Source organism: Marinobacter sp. B-12 (assembly GCF_056857915.1).
The window spans coordinates 269,747-284,424 of the sequence record NZ_JBSXOB010000064.1 but is presented as its reverse complement, the minus strand read 5'-3'; the positions used below and the strand labels follow the sequence as shown (position 1 = coordinate 284,424).

Genomic DNA, 14,678 nt, shown 5'->3' with positions numbered 1-14,678 from the left:
GGAGCCGAGCGGGTTGGCCTGTCCAAAACCGTGCGGAGCCATGGATGGCGGAGCCCGAGCCGAACAGGGACGTCTTGAGGCGTGTTTTGGACAGGCCAACCCGCTCGGCGAATGCTCCCAAACCGCAGGAAAGAAAGTAGGAGGTAAGTTCTATGTCAGGCAAAACCGTAAACAGTGCAATCCTTCTGCTGGTGATCGGCAACGCCATGGCATTGATCAGCGACGTCTTCATCAAGCTGCTGGAACCCGGCGCCCCCGTGTTCCAGTTTGCCTTCCTGCGCTGCGTTATCACCCTGTTGCTGCTACTGCCCCTGGCGGGCCAACTCAACCGGAAACACCTGTTTTCCGGCATCAAGGTCCACGCCGTGCGGGCCCACATACACCTGGCAGGCATCCTGTGCATGGTCGTTGCCCTCGGCAACCTGCCACTGGCCACCGCCAACGCCGTATTCTACGCCGCCCCCATCCTGGTCATGGTGCTGTCCGTCATCCTGTTCCGGGAAAAGCTGACCCCGCTCAGCGTCTTTGCCGTCTTCAGCGGATTTGGCGGCATTGTCGTCATCCTGCGGCCAGTAGAATTCAACTGGGCTGCGATCGCCGCACTGGCCTCCGCCTTTGCACTGGCCATCAACGCCGTAATGGTGCGTAAACTGCCGAAGCAGCAGTCCACCGTTCACAAGTTATTCCTCAACTACGCACTGATCATCCCGGCTGCCGGCGCACTGGCACTATGGGAAGGCGCTGCCTGGGACAGCTCCATACTCATCAGTGCCCTGGGTTCAGCGCTCTTTATCCTGGGCTACAACATCACCGTCTTGCTGGCTTACCAGCAGGTGGATGCCAACCAGGTCACCAGCGCCGAATACACTGGTCTGATCTGGGCAGTCGGCATTGGCTGGGTCTGGTTCTCCGAAGTGCCGGATCTCTGGTTCCTGGCTGGCAGTACCATGATCGTCGTGCCGCTGATCATGATTGGACTGAAGAGCCGGCGCCGTTCACAGGCGCCGGCGAGCGGCTTCAACCCCGACAATCAACGGGTTACGTCAATTAGTAGCTGAGCACCCTGCAGTACCTGATGTTCCATGGGATAGGCACTGTTGTTGTAATAGAACCGGAAACGGGTGCCATGGTCATCCCGGTAATGGTGACGATGTTTGTTCCAATGGCGTTTGGGGCCATATCCATGGTAACCATGCCTTTTCTGGTGGTATTGCTTATGCTGCCAACCGTGCTTGGGTCGGTTGTGCGCCTTGTTTTTCCCGCCATGCTTGCGATCCCGGTGCCTGTGGTGTGCATCCGCATCGCGGTGCCGGGATGACAGAAACTTCTTGTGGTGGGGAATACCCCTGTCGTGATCCACTTTCTGGTGGAACCCTGCCCTGTGGTTCTCCCGCCGGTCAGGCTCTGCCACAGCCTGGCTGGTAGCCATTATCAGGCCAACAAGACAACTGGTAATCAGAAATGCTTTCATCGCTCTTCTCCCGATCTTTTCAGATCCCGGATTAACATCCACGAATACTCAGTGGCTGCTCCCTAGTTTCAGAGTACGGAACTTCCGGGGAAAGTCAGGCGATTGGCGGCGGCTTTGCACTTCTTTTACGCAGGCGCGAACAGTCTTTACAGGCGCCGTGGCCGGCTGACCGTCAAACACCGAATCAAAGCAGATGGGATTCCAGCTCGAACACGTGGGGGTCATGATCCCCCAGTGCACGCAAAGCGTCCGCCAGTTTCAGCAGATACTCGCTGTTGGGGCCACTGGGGCCTGAGGAGCGCGCAATCTGGCTGGCAATGTCGAGCGTTGAGGCCGGCCCCAGAAAAGCGGCGTTGTCTTCGGTGGCAATGTAAACAAGGCCTTCCGCGTAACTGCCGTCGTCAAATGTCATGGTCGTGCTGAAGCGCAGATAGCCGTTCTTCTCACGCACATCCAGATGCTCAAACACGTCCGGTGATACCCGATAGGCCATGCCCTTGCATGTCGCACCGGGCTGGCTGACCAGTGTGACCACACGCCCGGGAGCCTCCGGAGTACCACGATGATCATGGGAGCCCTGCCAGAAACGCCGGGCCCAGTCCTCAATCGTGGCCGGCCGTCGTTCAAGAAACGGAAAGTCCACCTTGTAAATCAGCGAGCCATAGCCGAATAGCCACACGGAGGACACTCCGTCAAACTGCTGGCGACTGCGATTGTGCGCTACGGTATCGAAAGACATCAGGTGGCCGACATGGAGGCAATAAATCCAGCGATGCCCGTCAGTACAATTTCCGCCGCCATGGCGGACAGTATCAGACCGCTGATCTTGGAGAGTATGTTCAGCCCCGTCTTACCCAGAACCTTTTCAAGATAACCGGACAAGTTTAGCAATACCGCCAGAATGGCCAGCCCCGACACCAGCCCGAAAAGGCCTCCGGCGACTTCCGGCACAGTGTTCAGCTCGGCGCCGTAGACCAGGATGGCACCGATGGTGGCCGGGCCAATTATCACTGGGATGGCCAGCGGCACCACGGCAATGTCGTCCCGATCCTCATCGGGCAGCCCGGTGGCGTGGTTGCGGGTACCGCTGGTGACCAGACTGATGGCGGTCAGGAACAGCAGGCTGCCGGCACCGATCCGGAACGAGTTCAGGGTAATGCCGATTGCGCTGAACAACAGCGGCCCGGCAAAGAAAAGCACCAGCCCCAGGATCAGTGCTGATACGGTAGAACGACGGATAATCGAACGCTTTTCAGCCGCAGGCAGGCCGCGGGTGAGCGCCAGGAACATGGTTACTACAAAGAACGGCGCCAGCAGGAACAGGAAACGGATCGTGCTGCTGATGTAGGTACTGATAAACGCTTCAAACATTCGGAACATCCGGCCAGGAGTAAAAACGGTATAGCATAGCGACAGTGGCACCTTCGTGCCGTACGGAAGTGAACGTATCCTAGCGCTTAACGCTGCTCTGTCTGGGTTTGCGTGACTTTGCGGGTTTCCCGGGTTTCCCGGACTTTCCCGCCTTACTGGGTTTTCCCGGGCGCGGGGGCTTGCCGTGTTTCCCGGCAGGCTTTGCTGGCTTGCCAGGTTGGCCTGTCCTTGCCCCCTTCCCGTAGGAGCCCGACGGTGATGCCCCCGGCTTTTTGCCTGCCCGTTTGCCCGCCGGCGTCTTCGTTTCGCTACGGGTTTCGGGACTCACTTCCGAGGACGAGTCGCGGATCATGTCGAACAACCCCGCCAGCTCCTTCGGCCCCAAATCCCGCCACTCTCCGACCGGCAGTCCTTTGAGGCTGATGTTCATGATGCGCACACGCTCGAGCTTTGTTACCTCGTAATCAAAGAACTCGCACATGCGGCGGATCTGGCGGTTCAGGCCCTGAACCAACGTAATGCGGAACACGAAACGGGACACCTTTTCGACCTTGCAACGTTTGGTGACCGTACCCAGTATCGGTACCCCGGCACTCATACCCTGCACGAATTCTGTGGTCACTGGCTTGTTGACGGTGACCAGGTATTCTTTCTCGTGATTGTTCCCCGCACGTAAGATCTTGTTCACCAGATCGCCATTACTGGTCAGAAAAATCAGCCCCTGGGAGTCCTTGTCCAGTCGGCCAATGGGGAAGATCCGCTCACCGTGACCCACATGGTTAACGATGTTACGGCGTTCCGCCGGGTCGGTGGTGCTGACCACACCGACGGGCTTATTGAGGGCGATAAAGATCAGGTCCTCTTCGTCTCGCGGCTCAATCAACTGACCGTTCACCGTGACCTTGTCACCGGGCAGCACCTGATCGCCCACCTGGGCGGCCTTGCCGTTAATGGCAACGTTGCCGTTCTCGATATAGCGGTCAGCCTCCCGCCGGGAACACATGCCACTCTCGCTGATGTATTTGTTGAGGCGGGTGGAATTTTTGCCGGGCATGGGAGTCCTGTCTTCGGTCGGGGATCGTCGGGGTATCAGGCCGCTTTTGGAGATACATAGCTGAAACGCTTGCGGTATTGCTCCATGGTACAGCCTACCGTGCGTTTAAACAGCCTCCGGAACGAACTGGCGTCCTCGTAACCCACACTCCAGATGATGCGCGCAGTCTGTTCGCGGCTGGATTCCAGCAGGTGCTTGGCCGCCTCAATTCGCAGGTGCTGCAGGTAGCCGATGGGCGTCTCCCCGGTGGCTTCCTTGAAACGGCGCTTGAACGTGCGGGTGCCAAGGCCAGCCACGGCGGCCACTTCGTCGATGGTCAACGCATCGGCGTAGTGCTGTTCAAGCCAGGACTGCGCCTTGCGGATAGCATCATCCTGGTGGGCTTTCTGGCTGTAGAAGGCCATATAGGGCGTTTGCTCCGCCCGGCGACCGTCCAGCACCAGCATCTTGCTGCAGGCCAGGGCAACAGCCGGTGAGGCGAAACGCTCCACCAGGTAACTGCACAGGTCCACAAACGCTGTGGCACCGCCGGCACAGATGATGCGGCCGTTATCCACCAGCAACTGGTCTTCCTCCAGGCGCAGGTGCGGATAGCGGGCACGGAACAACGGCGCTGCCCGCCAGTGGGTGGTGGCCACCTGGTCGTCCAGCAAACCCGCCTCCGCCAGTACGAAACTGCCGGTGCAGACGCTCGCCAGCACGGCGCCCCTCTCCAACCCTTCCCGCAACCATCCGTACAGTGGTCTTGAGGGTGCGAGAGTCTTCTCCAGGCGTTCCGCGCCCACGGCAGCTTCCACCGAAGAACCCACCACGATCAGGTCCGGCTGGAAATCCCCACGCTTACAGGTTGGCGTCACCACCGCACCGCTGTACCCACGAACCGGCTGGTCGTCCACCGTCACCATCTGGCAGTTGAACAGCGGTTCGCTGTGGCCTGCCGGTGCGCGGCCGCAGAAATTGGCAACGGTGAAGAAATCCATGATGCCGTGCACTCCGGAGGCATGGCAGTTGGGAAAGGCAACAATGGCAACGTTGAACATGAAAATGGCCCTTTCAGCACTTTATATGTCAAATATGACACTCCTGCTGGCAACCCGCAAGTCCTAACCTGAACCTGTCATCCACTACCACTGGAAGAAGGACTTTCACCATGACCTCACAACTGAACACTCAATCAGTGATCTTCGAGCAGCCGACAACTCATAAGGTTGAAGGCCCGAAGGGGTTTTCGCCCATCCGCCTTGCACTTCAACTCTATGGTCGTATGTCCCCTGAGAAAGCCGGCCGGCTGGTTAACCGCATGGCGTTCAGGCCCTCACGCCTGCCCATGCCGTCCCGCTACGAATACCTGCTGGACAAGGCCGACAGCTATACCCAACTCCAGCACGGCAGCCGCACCATTCCGGTGTATTCCTGGGGCCAGGGACCTGTGATTCTGGGCGTTCACGGCTGGGCCGGTGCCGGCATCCAGTTCGGCGCCTGGGTCACCCCGCTGGTGGAAGCCGGCTATCGCGTGGTGCTGTTCGATGCCCCCGCCCACGGCCGCGCCCAGGGCGAGAGCACCGATCTGTTCGAAATGGCCGAAGTCGTTGCCAGGGTGGCCGCCAGTGTCGGGCGGGTTCACGGCATACTCGCTCATTCCATGGGCAGCATTGCCGTCGCCAGGACCATTGCTGACGGGCTTCAGGCCAGCTATCTGGTGATGCTGGCCCCGCCCGCAAGCCTGGCCAGTGTCATGGACAACCTCGGGCGCCAACTGGGATTGAGCCAAGAAGTGCTGTCGGTGCACCTGCGACTGATGGAAGAGCGTTTCGGCGAGTCCGTCTGGGAGAAACTGAACCTGGAAGCGCTATCGTCATCACTCACTCAGCGCGGCCTGATCGTGATCGATGACGACGACACGTCGATCTCGCCCGACGAAAGCGAGCGGGTTTCCAACAACTGGGACAACGCCAACGTATTACGCACCCGGGGCCTGGGACACCATCGCCTGTTGTGGAGCCCGATGGTGATTGAGACGGTTCTACGGGATCTTGGCCGGCCGGTGGACAGCGTCTGATTGCGCCTTTGGGCAGGTCCGTTTATGGTTTGCAAACACAACCCGCCCGCGATCACGGAGCCCTGTCATGCAACTGTCCAGGCCGAAACAACAGCAAACACCCCGGGGGCGCTTCGCCTGGCGAGAGGGCGGCGCACCCGGTGGCAAGGCGCTGGTGATGATCCACGGCTGGCCTGAAAGTTCCTACTGCTGGGAGCGTGTGGCGATGCACCTGAAGGCAGGGTTTCGCATCATTGCGCCAGACTTGCGAGGCCTGGGCGATAGTGAACGCACCCCGGACGTTTCGCATTACCACAAGCAGCAATTGGCTCAGGACGTAATCAGCCTGTTGGACCATCTTGGCATTGGAGAGTTTCAACTGGTGGGCCACGACTGGGGTGGCATCGTCGCCCAGGAAGTCGCACTGGCCATTCCCGACCGGGTGCAAAGGTTGGTGATCATGAACATCGCCATCATCAACAACCTCAAGGGCAATCAGGAAGTGATCGAGAAGGTCCGTGCCGGCAGTGGTGCTGCCTACTGGTATCAACACTTCATGCAGACGCCTAGCCTGCCTGAAGCAATGATTCCGGGTGCCGAAGAGGCCTGGCTGGGGCATTTTCTGCGCACCTGGAGCCGTGAACCGTTTCCACGGGACGCATTCGACGAATACGTGCGTACCTTCCGGATTCCGGGAACTCCCCGCAGCAGTTCCAACTATTACCGCACCTTCCATGAGGACGCCAAGCGCTGGGCCACCAAAGCTGATCACTGCTGGCCCATGCCTGCCCTGTATATCTATGGCAACAAGGACAAAGTGATTATTCCGGAATACCTGAATCACATCAGGGAATGCTTCGAAGACCTTCAGATTGAACAGGTGGAGGCCGGCCATTTCCTCCAGGAAGAGCAACCCGAAGCCGTCGCCGGATATCTCAACGAGTTCCTGGACTCCGCCTGAACCACTACCTAGACGGGCTGACGTAGACCCAGTTGGTGCCAACGTTGTCGCACACCACGATGTCAGCATTGATCACCGCACACAGGGACAAATCCTGTGGAAGCTCGTCGTGGTAACGGGCCTTGACCGCCAGATTCTTCTTATCCTGTTTGAGCAGAGTGAAGGTCCGTTCCATACGCCGGGCAAAGTCGACACCACCGTCTTCCATGGTATGGAAGGCGTTGTGGAATGCCGTGAAGCTCATGGTATTGGCGCCCAGGCCAATCTCCACCATCTTGAGAATATATCGATCATAGGCATCGGACAGGTAACGGCGGACCGCATCCTCATTGCTCCGGTCATCCGTGAACGAGCTGAGCCCGAGATGGTTCTCTGCCGCCAGAACGCCGTTTGCCAACTTGCGGTTGGGAAGATTCGAGATCAGGTCATAACGACCCTGCGGGCAGTTGATACGCGGCCCCTCAAGACGACAACGAGCCAGCTTTCCCCTGAATTGCCGAGTATCTACCTGCTTGGCATCGTCGGGGTCGTTTGCTGACTGTGGCTGCGGCGGTTTGGCCGATGATGCCGTCACTTCCGGCACGACCAGGCCCAAACGCCCGGCCGGACGGCGCAGGAGCAACGCCTGAACCTTCGGATCGTTGCGCCTGAAATCCGTCCAGGTAGGCAAACCCGCGCCCTGACCTTCGCTGACTACCTTGCAGTACAGTGTCTCCAGATCAGTTCTCGCGTTTTCCAGACACCCTTCACCGGTGGCGTTAAGGCTTCCGGCGAAGGCGCCCAATGTCAGCAAAAACAACCATCTAGCCGTCATCACGCTGCCCCAGCGCCACGCGCGCCATCAGGTCTTCCACCCGGCGTATGGTTTCAGCATCGCCCTTCTTCCCCGTAAGCACCACCTGGGAGCCGATGGTGGCTACGTACATCAGCAGCGACAGATCGCGAATGCGCTGGGGATCACTGCTCAGCCGTTCATACAGCTCGCAGTTCTGATTGATCCTTGCTTCGTCCACTTGTGTGACCAGATCCGCCGCGTAATCATTCCGCCGGGCAAAATCCCGCACCGCCAGTTCCACCTGCAGGCGCCGAATGTTGCGGGAGGCATCCGTAAGCAGCAGCTCCAGAATCTGCCGCAATTCGGTTTCGACATCCCCGCCCTTGGGTTTCCAGTACTGAAGCTCATGCAGGCGGCGGTCCCGCCAGCGGTTCAGGAAGCGAACCACCAGATCTTCATGGTCCTTGAAGTGCCAGTAGAAGCTGCCACGGGTCACACCGAGTTTTTTTGCCAGGGTCAGCACCCTGAGGTTGCTGAAGCCACCGGCTGCAACCTCACCAGCGGCCGCATCCAGCCAGTCGTCGCGGGTCAACTGCGCTTTTTCCGGCGTCTTGCGGCTGCGGCGTTTCTGAGGTTTGGCATCCGTCATGGTGGCATCTGGTCCTGCTACTGGCTGTTGGGTGTGAATTCTACATCAACGGCGGAGTCATGTTTGAAAGCGTTGACCCCACCCAAAACATACATTAGTGTATGGACAAACAATACACCAGTGTATGGATAATTCAACCGGTCTTCCGTACACCGCCTACTATCCAATGCCAGTATCAGGGAGCTGCCACATGAGTACTGCCCATTTCGATGTGAACGGCAACATCGCCGTCATTCGACTCGACAACCCGCCCGTCAATGGCCTGGGCCTTGACCTCCGCCGGGGTATTGTTAACGGTATCCAACAGGCAGAAGCCGATAATGCAGTGAAAGCCGTTGTACTGATCGGCTCCGACCGCGCCTTCTCCGGCGGCGCAGACATCAGCGAGTTCGGCTCTCCCAAAGCCTTTGCCGAACCCAACCTGAACACGGTAGTCAACTATGTAGAGAGCAGCCGCAAGCCAGTCATCGCCGCCATCAGCGGCGCCTGCATGGGCGGCGGTCTTGAACTGGCACTGGGCTGCCACTACCGCATCGCCAAGCCGGACGCACAGATCGCCCTCCCGGAAGTGAAGTTGGGCCTGCTGCCCGGCGCTGGTGGCACGCAACGCCTGCCGCGCGTCATCGGTGCCGAGCACGCGGTGAACATGATCGTCTCAGGCAGCGTGGTCCCGGCCAAGCAATTCAAGGGCAGCGCTTTGTTCGATGAGATTATCGACGGCGAATTACTGGACGCCGCCATCGCCTACGCCACCAAGGTGGTCAGCGAAGGTCTGCCGCTGAAAAAAGTCCGGGATCTGAAAGCCAAACACCCGAACCCCGAAGGCTTCTTCATGTTCACCAGCAACACCGTCGGCGCCATGGCCAAGAACTACCCGGCGCCGCTGAAATGCGTCGATGCCGTGAAAGCGGCCGTGACCATGCCATTCGACAAGGGCATGGAAGTCGAACGTGAGGCCTTCGTGAACCTGATGCAGACCCCGGAATCCCGCGCTCTGCGCCATGCGTTTTTCTCCGAGCGCCTGACCAGCAAGATCGCCGATGTACCGTCAGACACCCCGGTTCGCGATATCCAGTCTGTGGGCGTGATCGGTGGTGGCACCATGGGCACGGGCATCAGCATCAACTTCCTGAACGCCGGTATCCCGGTCACCCTGGTGGAAATGAAGCAGGAAGGCCTGGACCGGGGTGTCGCCGCCATCCAGAAAGTCTATGAAGGCCGGGTCAAGAAAGGCCGGATGAGTGAAGACGACGCCCGGGCCAAAATGGAATTGCTCACACCGTCGCTCACCTACGACGACCTGAGCAATGTCGATCTGGTGATCGAGGCGGTGTTCGAGGAAATGGGCGTCAAACAGTCCGTGTTCGAGAAGCTGGACGAAGTGTGCAAGCAAGGCGCCATTCTGGCCTCCAACACCTCGACGTTGGACCTGGACAAGATCGCCAGCTTCACCAAGCGCCCGGAAGACGTCATCGGCCTGCACTTCTTCAGCCCGGCCAACATTATGAAGCTGCTGGAAGTGGTGCGTGGCGAGAAAACTGCCAAAGACGTGCTGGCCACCGCCATGAAACTGGCCAAGGCGATCAAGAAGACCGCCGTGGTTTCTGGCGTCTGCGACGGTTTTATCGGCAACCGCATGATCAACCAGTACCAGCGCGAAGCCCTGCTGATGCTGGAAGAAGGCGCCAGCGTGCAGCAGATCGACAAGGCCATCGAGAAATTCGGCTTTGCCATGGGTCCGCTGCGCATGGCCGACCTGGCCGGCGGCGACATCGGCTGGGCCATCCGCAAGCGCCAGTACGAAGAGAACCCGGACATGGTGAAGATGGTCGTCGCCGATCGCCTGTGTGAAATGGGCCGCTACGGCCAGAAGACCGGCGCTGGCTTCTACCGTTACGAGCCGGGCAACCGCAACGCCCTGCACGACCCGGAAGTGGACAAGGTAGTGGATGAAGTGCGCGCCGAGCTGGGCATCACCCCGCGCAAGATCAGCAACCAGGAAATTGTCGAGCGTTGCGTGTACGCGTTGGTGAACGAAGGCGCCCAGATTCTCGACGAAGGCATCGCCCAGCGCGCCTCCGACATCGACATGGTCTACCTGACCGGTTACGGCTTCCCGGTATTCCGCGGTGGCCCCATGCACTACGCCGAAGAAGTCGGGCTGCCCAACGTGGTTCGCGCCATGCAGGCCTTCACCGAAGACCGCCACACCCAGCCTGGATTCTGGGAGCCCGCGGCCCTGCTGGCCAAGCGCGCTGAAGAAGGCAAGGGTTTCGACGCCAAATAACCGGTCCACCAATACCCTCGGGGCGCCCAATCCCTTTTTTAGACAGATCGGCGCTCCGAACCAAGGAGAATTGTTATGTCCAATGATGTTGTCATCGTATCCACCGCCCGCACGCCCCTGGCCAAATCCTGGCGCGGCGGCCTGAACATGACCCACGGCGCGACCCTTGCAGGCCACGCCATCCAGCACGCGGTCGAACGCTCCAAAGTCGACCCCAACGAAATCGAAGACGTGCTGATGGGCTGCGCCCTGCCCGAAGGCTCCACCGGCAACGATGTGGCCCGCATGGGTGCCATCCGCGCTGGTCTGCCGGTCACCGTTGGCGGCGCCACCATCAACCGCTTCTGCTCATCTGGCCTGCAGGCCATCGCCATGGCAGCGCACCATATCGCAGTCGATAAGGTGCCGGTGATGGTCGCCGGCGGCGTGGAATCCATCTCCACCGTGCAGGCTAACGTGAACCAGAACTACTTCATGGAACCCTGGCTGGCGAAGCACAAGCCTGAGCTCTACTGGTCCATGCTGGACACCGCTGAAACCGTCGCCAAGCGTTATGACATCAAGAAAGAAGACATGGACGAATACGGCGTACGCAGCCAGAACCTGGCCACCCAGGCCCGCGAAGACGGCAAGCTCGACGACGAAATCGTGCCCATCACCACCACCATGGGTGTGGCGGACAAAGCCACCGGCCAGCTCAGCAGCCAGGAAGTGACCATCAGCCAGGACGAAGGCATCCGCCCGGGCACCAACCTGGAAGGCGTCAGCAAGATCCGCTCGGCCATGGAAGGCGGTGTGGTCACCGCCGGCAACGCCAGTCAGTTCTCCGACGGCGCGTCTGCCTGCGTACTGATGGACAGCAAAATCGCCGAACAGCGCGGCGCGACGCCACTCGGCATCTTCCGTGGTTTCGCGGTGGCCGGCTGCGAACCCGACGAGATGGGCATCGGCCCTGTGTACGCCGTTCCCAAACTACTGAAGCGTGCCGGCCTGACCGTGGACGACATCGGCCTGTGGGAACTCAACGAAGCCTTCGCCGTGCAGGTTCTGTACTGCCAGCGCAAACTCGGCATCCCGATGGACCGCCTGAACGTCAACGGTGGCGCCATTGCGGTCGGTCACCCGTACGGCACCACCGGTTCACGCCTGGTCGGCCATGCGCTGATCGAAGGCAAACGCCGTGGCGTCAAATACGTCGTGGTCACCATGTGCGTGGGCACTGGCATGGGTGCCGCTGGGTTGTTTGAGGTTGCCTAAAGCTTCTTTTGCCTTCGACTAAGGGGGAAACGCCTGTCGGGTAGGGGCATCCAAAACTCGCTCCTTCGGCACGTCCATGTGACGCTCGAGCTCCGCCATCCATGGCTCCGCACGGTTTTGGATGCCCCTACCCGACAGCCGCCCATAGTTTTGTGCGGCGGCCGACAGGTGCTGCGATTCAAAAATTAACCTGACCGCCCAAAGCAATTTGTGGGAACAGGCACGAACAAACTCGAAGCGTCGGATGGGTATCCCCTTTCAAAACTGTACGGAGCCATGGATGGCGGAGTCCAAGCGCCCCAGGGATGGGCCGAAGGAGCGTGTTTTGAAAGGGGATACCCATTCGACGCCTCCAACGAAGTTTTAGACCCGGCGGTAGACGTTTCAGACAGCGCCAACAGACAAAACCATTTACCTCAGCCAACAGAAAGAGGTGCAACATGGATCTGAATTACACCCCCGAACAAGAGGCCTTCCGCGCCGACGTTCGCCAGTTCCTGGACGACAACCTCCCGGACGACATCCGCGAACGCGTCCAGAAACGCCTGCGCCACAGCAAAGACATGACCCAGCGCTGGCAGAAGATTCTGCACGAGAAAGGCTGGGGCGCCTCCACCTGGCCGGAAGAATTCGGCGGCACCGGCTGGAGCCCGATTGAACAGATCATCTTCGAAGAAGAGTGCGCCCTCGCCGGTGCTCCGCGCCAGCTCGACTTCGGCCTGCGCATGGTCGCGCCGGTAATCATGACCTTCGGCAACGACGAACAGAAAAAGCGCTTTCTACCAGGCATTCTCAGCGGTGAGGACTGGTGGTGCCAGGGGTATTCCGAACCCGGTTCCGGCTCCGATCTGGCATCACTGCGTTGTTCTGCCAAGCGCGAAGGCGACCACTACATCGTCAACGGCCAGAAAACCTGGACCACCCTCGGCCAGCACGCCGACTGGATCTTCTGCCTGGTGCGCACCAGCAACGACGGCAAGCCGCAGCAGGGCATCTCGTTCCTGCTGATCGACATGAATGACCCGGGCATCGATGTGAAGCCCATCATCATGCTGGACGGCGAGCACGAGATTAACGAAGTCTATTTCGACAACGTGAAAGTGCCCGCCGAAAACCTGATCGGCGAAGAGAATCAGGGCTGGACCTACGCCAAGTTCCTGCTCGGCCACGAGCGCACCGGTCTGGCGAACGTCGGGCAGTGGAAAGCGTTGATGAAGCGCCTGAAAGTCGTGGCCAACGAGGAACAGGACGGCCAGCGTCCGCTGATTGAGAACACCCGCTTCCGCGATCGCCTGGCGCAGCTGGACATCGAGCTGCGAGCACTGGAACTGACCGTGTTGCGCGTCCTGACCGACAAACGCGGCCCTGGCCCGCAAGCGTCGATTCTGAAAATCCGTGGCACCGAAATCGGCCAGAAGCTGTTTGAGTTGTTGATGGAAGCCACCGGACAGGACGCCATCGCGCACATTCCGGACGCACTGGAACTGGACTACAGCGGCCCCCGCGCAGGCTCCATTGACGCCACGCCGGCGGCCGGCGATTACTTCAACATGCGCAAGTTGTCGATCTTTGGCGGGTCCAACGAGATCCAGCGCAACATCATCGCCCAGCTCGTGCTTGGTCTTTAAAGGAGGCGGTCTTATGAATTTCGATCTTACCGACGAACAGCAAATGCTGAACGACTCGTTGCGCCGCTTCGTGACCAACGAGTACAGCTTTGAAAAGCGCAGCACCTTCATCGACGCCGGCAAAGGCTCCGATCCGCAGACCTGGTCTGCCCTGGCGGATATGGGCCTGCTGGCGTTCACCTTCCCCGAAGCCTTTGGCGGGCTGGACGGCAACGCCGTCGACACCATGGTGGTGATGGAAAACTTTGGCCGCGGCCTTGTGGTTGAGCCCTATCTGGCCACCGTCGTACTAGCCGGCGGCCTCATTCGTGATGTGGGCAACGATGCCCAGAAAGACGAGTACCTGACAGCGATCGCCTCCGGCGAGCGCAAAATGGCCTTTGCCCATTACGAACCCGGCGCCCGCTATAACCTGGGCCAGGTACAGACTACCGCCCGCAAGGACGGCGACCACTTCATGGTCAGCGGCCAGAAAACCGCCGTGATCCATGGCGGCCAGGCGGACCAGCTGGTGGTTTCCGCTCGCACCAGCGGCAACGCCAATGATGAGCGGGGTCTATCCCTGTTTGTCGTCGATGCCAGTGCCAAAGGCGTGAAAATAAACGACTACGCCGCCCATGACGGCTATCGCATCGCCGACATCAGCTTCTCCAACGTCGCGGTCAACGCCGACAACCTGCTGGGCGAGCTGGACCAGGCGTTCCCGCACATCGAGAAAACCATCGATCTGGGAATCGCTGCAGTCTGTGCCGAAGCCGTGGGGGCCATGGAAGCCATGAACGAAGCCACGCTTGACTACATCAAAACCCGCAAACAATTCGGTGTGCCCATCGGAAAATTCCAGGTGTTGCAGCACCGCATGGCGGATATGTTCATTCAGGCGGAACAGTCCAAGTCCATGGCGATCCTGGCTGCCAGTACCGCCGACTCGAACGAAAAGGCCGAGCGCCGCAACGCCCTGTCCATGACCAAGACACTGGTCGGCCAGGGAGCCCGCTACGTGGCCCAGGAAGGCGTGCAGCTACACGGCGGCATGGGCGTGACCGACGAAATGTTTGCCGCGCACCTGCACAAGCGGCTGACCACCATCAATTTGCTGTTTGGCGATGCAGACCATCATCTGGCCCAAGTCAGCGACGGCCTGCTGGCCGCCAGCGCCTGAACCACAGGATTCGATTAAGGAACAT

14 protein-coding genes are annotated in these 14,678 nt (G+C 59.7%); 7 read left to right on the top strand and 7 right to left on the bottom strand.

The window, feature by feature from the left end:
• Window positions 1-152 precede the first annotated feature (152 nt).
• Window positions 153-1,058, top strand: a complete 906-nt coding sequence (locus AC13D2_RS20110) for a DMT family transporter (RefSeq protein WP_292048855.1) — start codon at window positions 153-155, stop codon at window positions 1,056-1,058.
• Here the strand turns inward: AC13D2_RS20110 and AC13D2_RS20105 are convergent.
• The 5 genes from AC13D2_RS20105 to AC13D2_RS20085 form a co-directional block, all read right to left on the bottom strand.
• Window positions 1,031-1,471, bottom strand: coding sequence for a hypothetical protein (locus tag AC13D2_RS20105; protein ID WP_292048856.1), 441 nt, complete (start codon window positions 1,469-1,471; stop codon window positions 1,031-1,033). The two genes, AC13D2_RS20110 and AC13D2_RS20105, sit on opposite strands and share 28 nt — an antisense overlap.
• Window positions 1,472-1,655: 184 nt before the next feature.
• Complete coding sequence (locus AC13D2_RS20100) at window positions 1,656-2,210, bottom strand: gamma-glutamylcyclotransferase (protein WP_292048857.1); 555 nt, start codon at window positions 2,208-2,210, stop codon at window positions 1,656-1,658.
• Complete coding sequence (locus AC13D2_RS20095) at window positions 2,210-2,842, bottom strand: MarC family protein (RefSeq protein WP_292048858.1); 633 nt, start codon at window positions 2,840-2,842, stop codon at window positions 2,210-2,212. The genes AC13D2_RS20100 and AC13D2_RS20095 overlap by 1 nt, the downstream gene beginning before the upstream one ends.
• Before the next feature lie 79 nt (window positions 2,843-2,921).
• Complete coding sequence (gene rluF / locus AC13D2_RS20090) at window positions 2,922-3,896, bottom strand: 23S rRNA pseudouridine(2604) synthase RluF (protein ID WP_292048859.1); 975 nt, start codon at window positions 3,894-3,896, stop codon at window positions 2,922-2,924.
• A 35-nt stretch (window positions 3,897-3,931) separates the two neighbouring features.
• Complete coding sequence (locus tag AC13D2_RS20085; RefSeq protein WP_482939068.1) at window positions 3,932-4,936, bottom strand: GlxA family transcriptional regulator; 1,005 nt, start codon at window positions 4,934-4,936, stop codon at window positions 3,932-3,934.
• Window positions 4,937-5,046: 110 nt separating this feature from the next.
• Between AC13D2_RS20085 and AC13D2_RS20080 the strand changes: the two genes are divergently transcribed.
• Window positions 5,047-5,955, top strand: coding sequence for an alpha/beta hydrolase (locus tag AC13D2_RS20080; protein ID WP_482939067.1), 909 nt, complete (start codon window positions 5,047-5,049; stop codon window positions 5,953-5,955).
• Window positions 5,956-6,022: 67 nt separating this feature from the next.
• Window positions 6,023-6,895 carry an alpha/beta fold hydrolase gene (locus tag AC13D2_RS20075; RefSeq protein WP_482939066.1) on the top strand — a complete coding sequence of 291 codons (873 nt, stop codon included), beginning with the start codon at window positions 6,023-6,025 and terminating at the stop codon, window positions 6,893-6,895.
• Window positions 6,896-6,899: 4 nt separating this feature from the next.
• On the opposite strand, the gene AC13D2_RS20070 is transcribed toward AC13D2_RS20075, so the two are convergent.
• Window positions 6,900-7,709: a hypothetical protein gene (locus tag AC13D2_RS20070; protein ID WP_482939065.1), complete on the bottom strand. Its 810-nt coding sequence runs from the start codon at window positions 7,707-7,709 to the stop codon at window positions 6,900-6,902.
• Window positions 7,699-8,319 (bottom strand): TetR/AcrR family transcriptional regulator, encoded by a 621-nt coding sequence (locus tag AC13D2_RS20065; protein WP_036211544.1) that lies wholly within the window; start codon window positions 8,317-8,319, stop codon window positions 7,699-7,701. Before AC13D2_RS20065 ends, AC13D2_RS20070 begins: the two co-directional genes overlap by 11 nt.
• A gap of 190 nt (window positions 8,320-8,509) precedes the next feature.
• Here AC13D2_RS20065 and AC13D2_RS20060 point away from each other — a divergent pair, with 190 nt between their 5' ends.
• From AC13D2_RS20060 to AC13D2_RS20045, 4 genes are all read left to right on the top strand, one after another.
• Window positions 8,510-10,606 (top strand): 3-hydroxyacyl-CoA dehydrogenase NAD-binding domain-containing protein, encoded by a 2,097-nt coding sequence (locus AC13D2_RS20060; protein ID WP_482939064.1) that lies wholly within the window; start codon window positions 8,510-8,512, stop codon window positions 10,604-10,606.
• A gap of 75 nt (window positions 10,607-10,681) precedes the next feature.
• Window positions 10,682-11,863 (top strand): acetyl-CoA C-acyltransferase, encoded by a 1,182-nt coding sequence (locus AC13D2_RS20055; protein WP_292048866.1) that lies wholly within the window; start codon window positions 10,682-10,684, stop codon window positions 11,861-11,863.
• Between the two features lie 440 nt (window positions 11,864-12,303).
• Window positions 12,304-13,491, top strand: a complete 1,188-nt coding sequence (locus tag AC13D2_RS20050; RefSeq protein ID WP_292048868.1) for an acyl-CoA dehydrogenase family protein — start codon at window positions 12,304-12,306, stop codon at window positions 13,489-13,491.
• 13 nt (window positions 13,492-13,504) lie between these two features.
• Window positions 13,505-14,653, top strand: coding sequence for an acyl-CoA dehydrogenase family protein (locus AC13D2_RS20045; protein ID WP_300496098.1), 1,149 nt, complete (start codon window positions 13,505-13,507; stop codon window positions 14,651-14,653).
• The last annotated feature ends 25 nt before the right edge of the window (window positions 14,654-14,678 follow it).

Coding starts and splice junctions, on each gene's coding strand:
- AC13D2_RS20110 (WP_292048855.1), top strand. CDS start 153: ATGTCAGGCAAAACCGTAAACAGTGCAATCCTTCTGCTGGTGATCGGC.
- AC13D2_RS20075 (WP_482939066.1), top strand. CDS start 6,023: ATGCAACTGTCCAGGCCGAAACAACAGCAAACACCCCGGGGGCGCTTC.
- AC13D2_RS20080 (WP_482939067.1), top strand. CDS start 5,047: ATGACCTCACAACTGAACACTCAATCAGTGATCTTCGAGCAGCCGACA.
- AC13D2_RS20085 (WP_482939068.1), bottom strand. CDS start 4,936: ATGTTCAACGTTGCCATTGTTGCCTTTCCCAACTGCCATGCCTCCGGA.
- AC13D2_RS20105 (WP_292048856.1), bottom strand. CDS start 1,471: ATGAAAGCATTTCTGATTACCAGTTGTCTTGTTGGCCTGATAATGGCT.
- AC13D2_RS20070 (WP_482939065.1), bottom strand. CDS start 7,709: ATGACGGCTAGATGGTTGTTTTTGCTGACATTGGGCGCCTTCGCCGGA.
- AC13D2_RS20100 (WP_292048857.1), bottom strand. CDS start 2,210: ATGTCTTTCGATACCGTAGCGCACAATCGCAGTCGCCAGCAGTTTGAC.
- AC13D2_RS20050 (WP_292048868.1), top strand. CDS start 12,304: ATGGATCTGAATTACACCCCCGAACAAGAGGCCTTCCGCGCCGACGTT.
- rluF (WP_292048859.1), bottom strand. CDS start 3,896: ATGCCCGGCAAAAATTCCACCCGCCTCAACAAATACATCAGCGAGAGT.
- AC13D2_RS20095 (WP_292048858.1), bottom strand. CDS start 2,842: ATGTTTGAAGCGTTTATCAGTACCTACATCAGCAGCACGATCCGTTTC.
- AC13D2_RS20065 (WP_036211544.1), bottom strand. CDS start 8,319: ATGACGGATGCCAAACCTCAGAAACGCCGCAGCCGCAAGACGCCGGAA.
- AC13D2_RS20045 (WP_300496098.1), top strand. CDS start 13,505: ATGAATTTCGATCTTACCGACGAACAGCAAATGCTGAACGACTCGTTG.
- AC13D2_RS20060 (WP_482939064.1), top strand. CDS start 8,510: ATGAGTACTGCCCATTTCGATGTGAACGGCAACATCGCCGTCATTCGA.
- AC13D2_RS20055 (WP_292048866.1), top strand. CDS start 10,682: ATGTCCAATGATGTTGTCATCGTATCCACCGCCCGCACGCCCCTGGCC.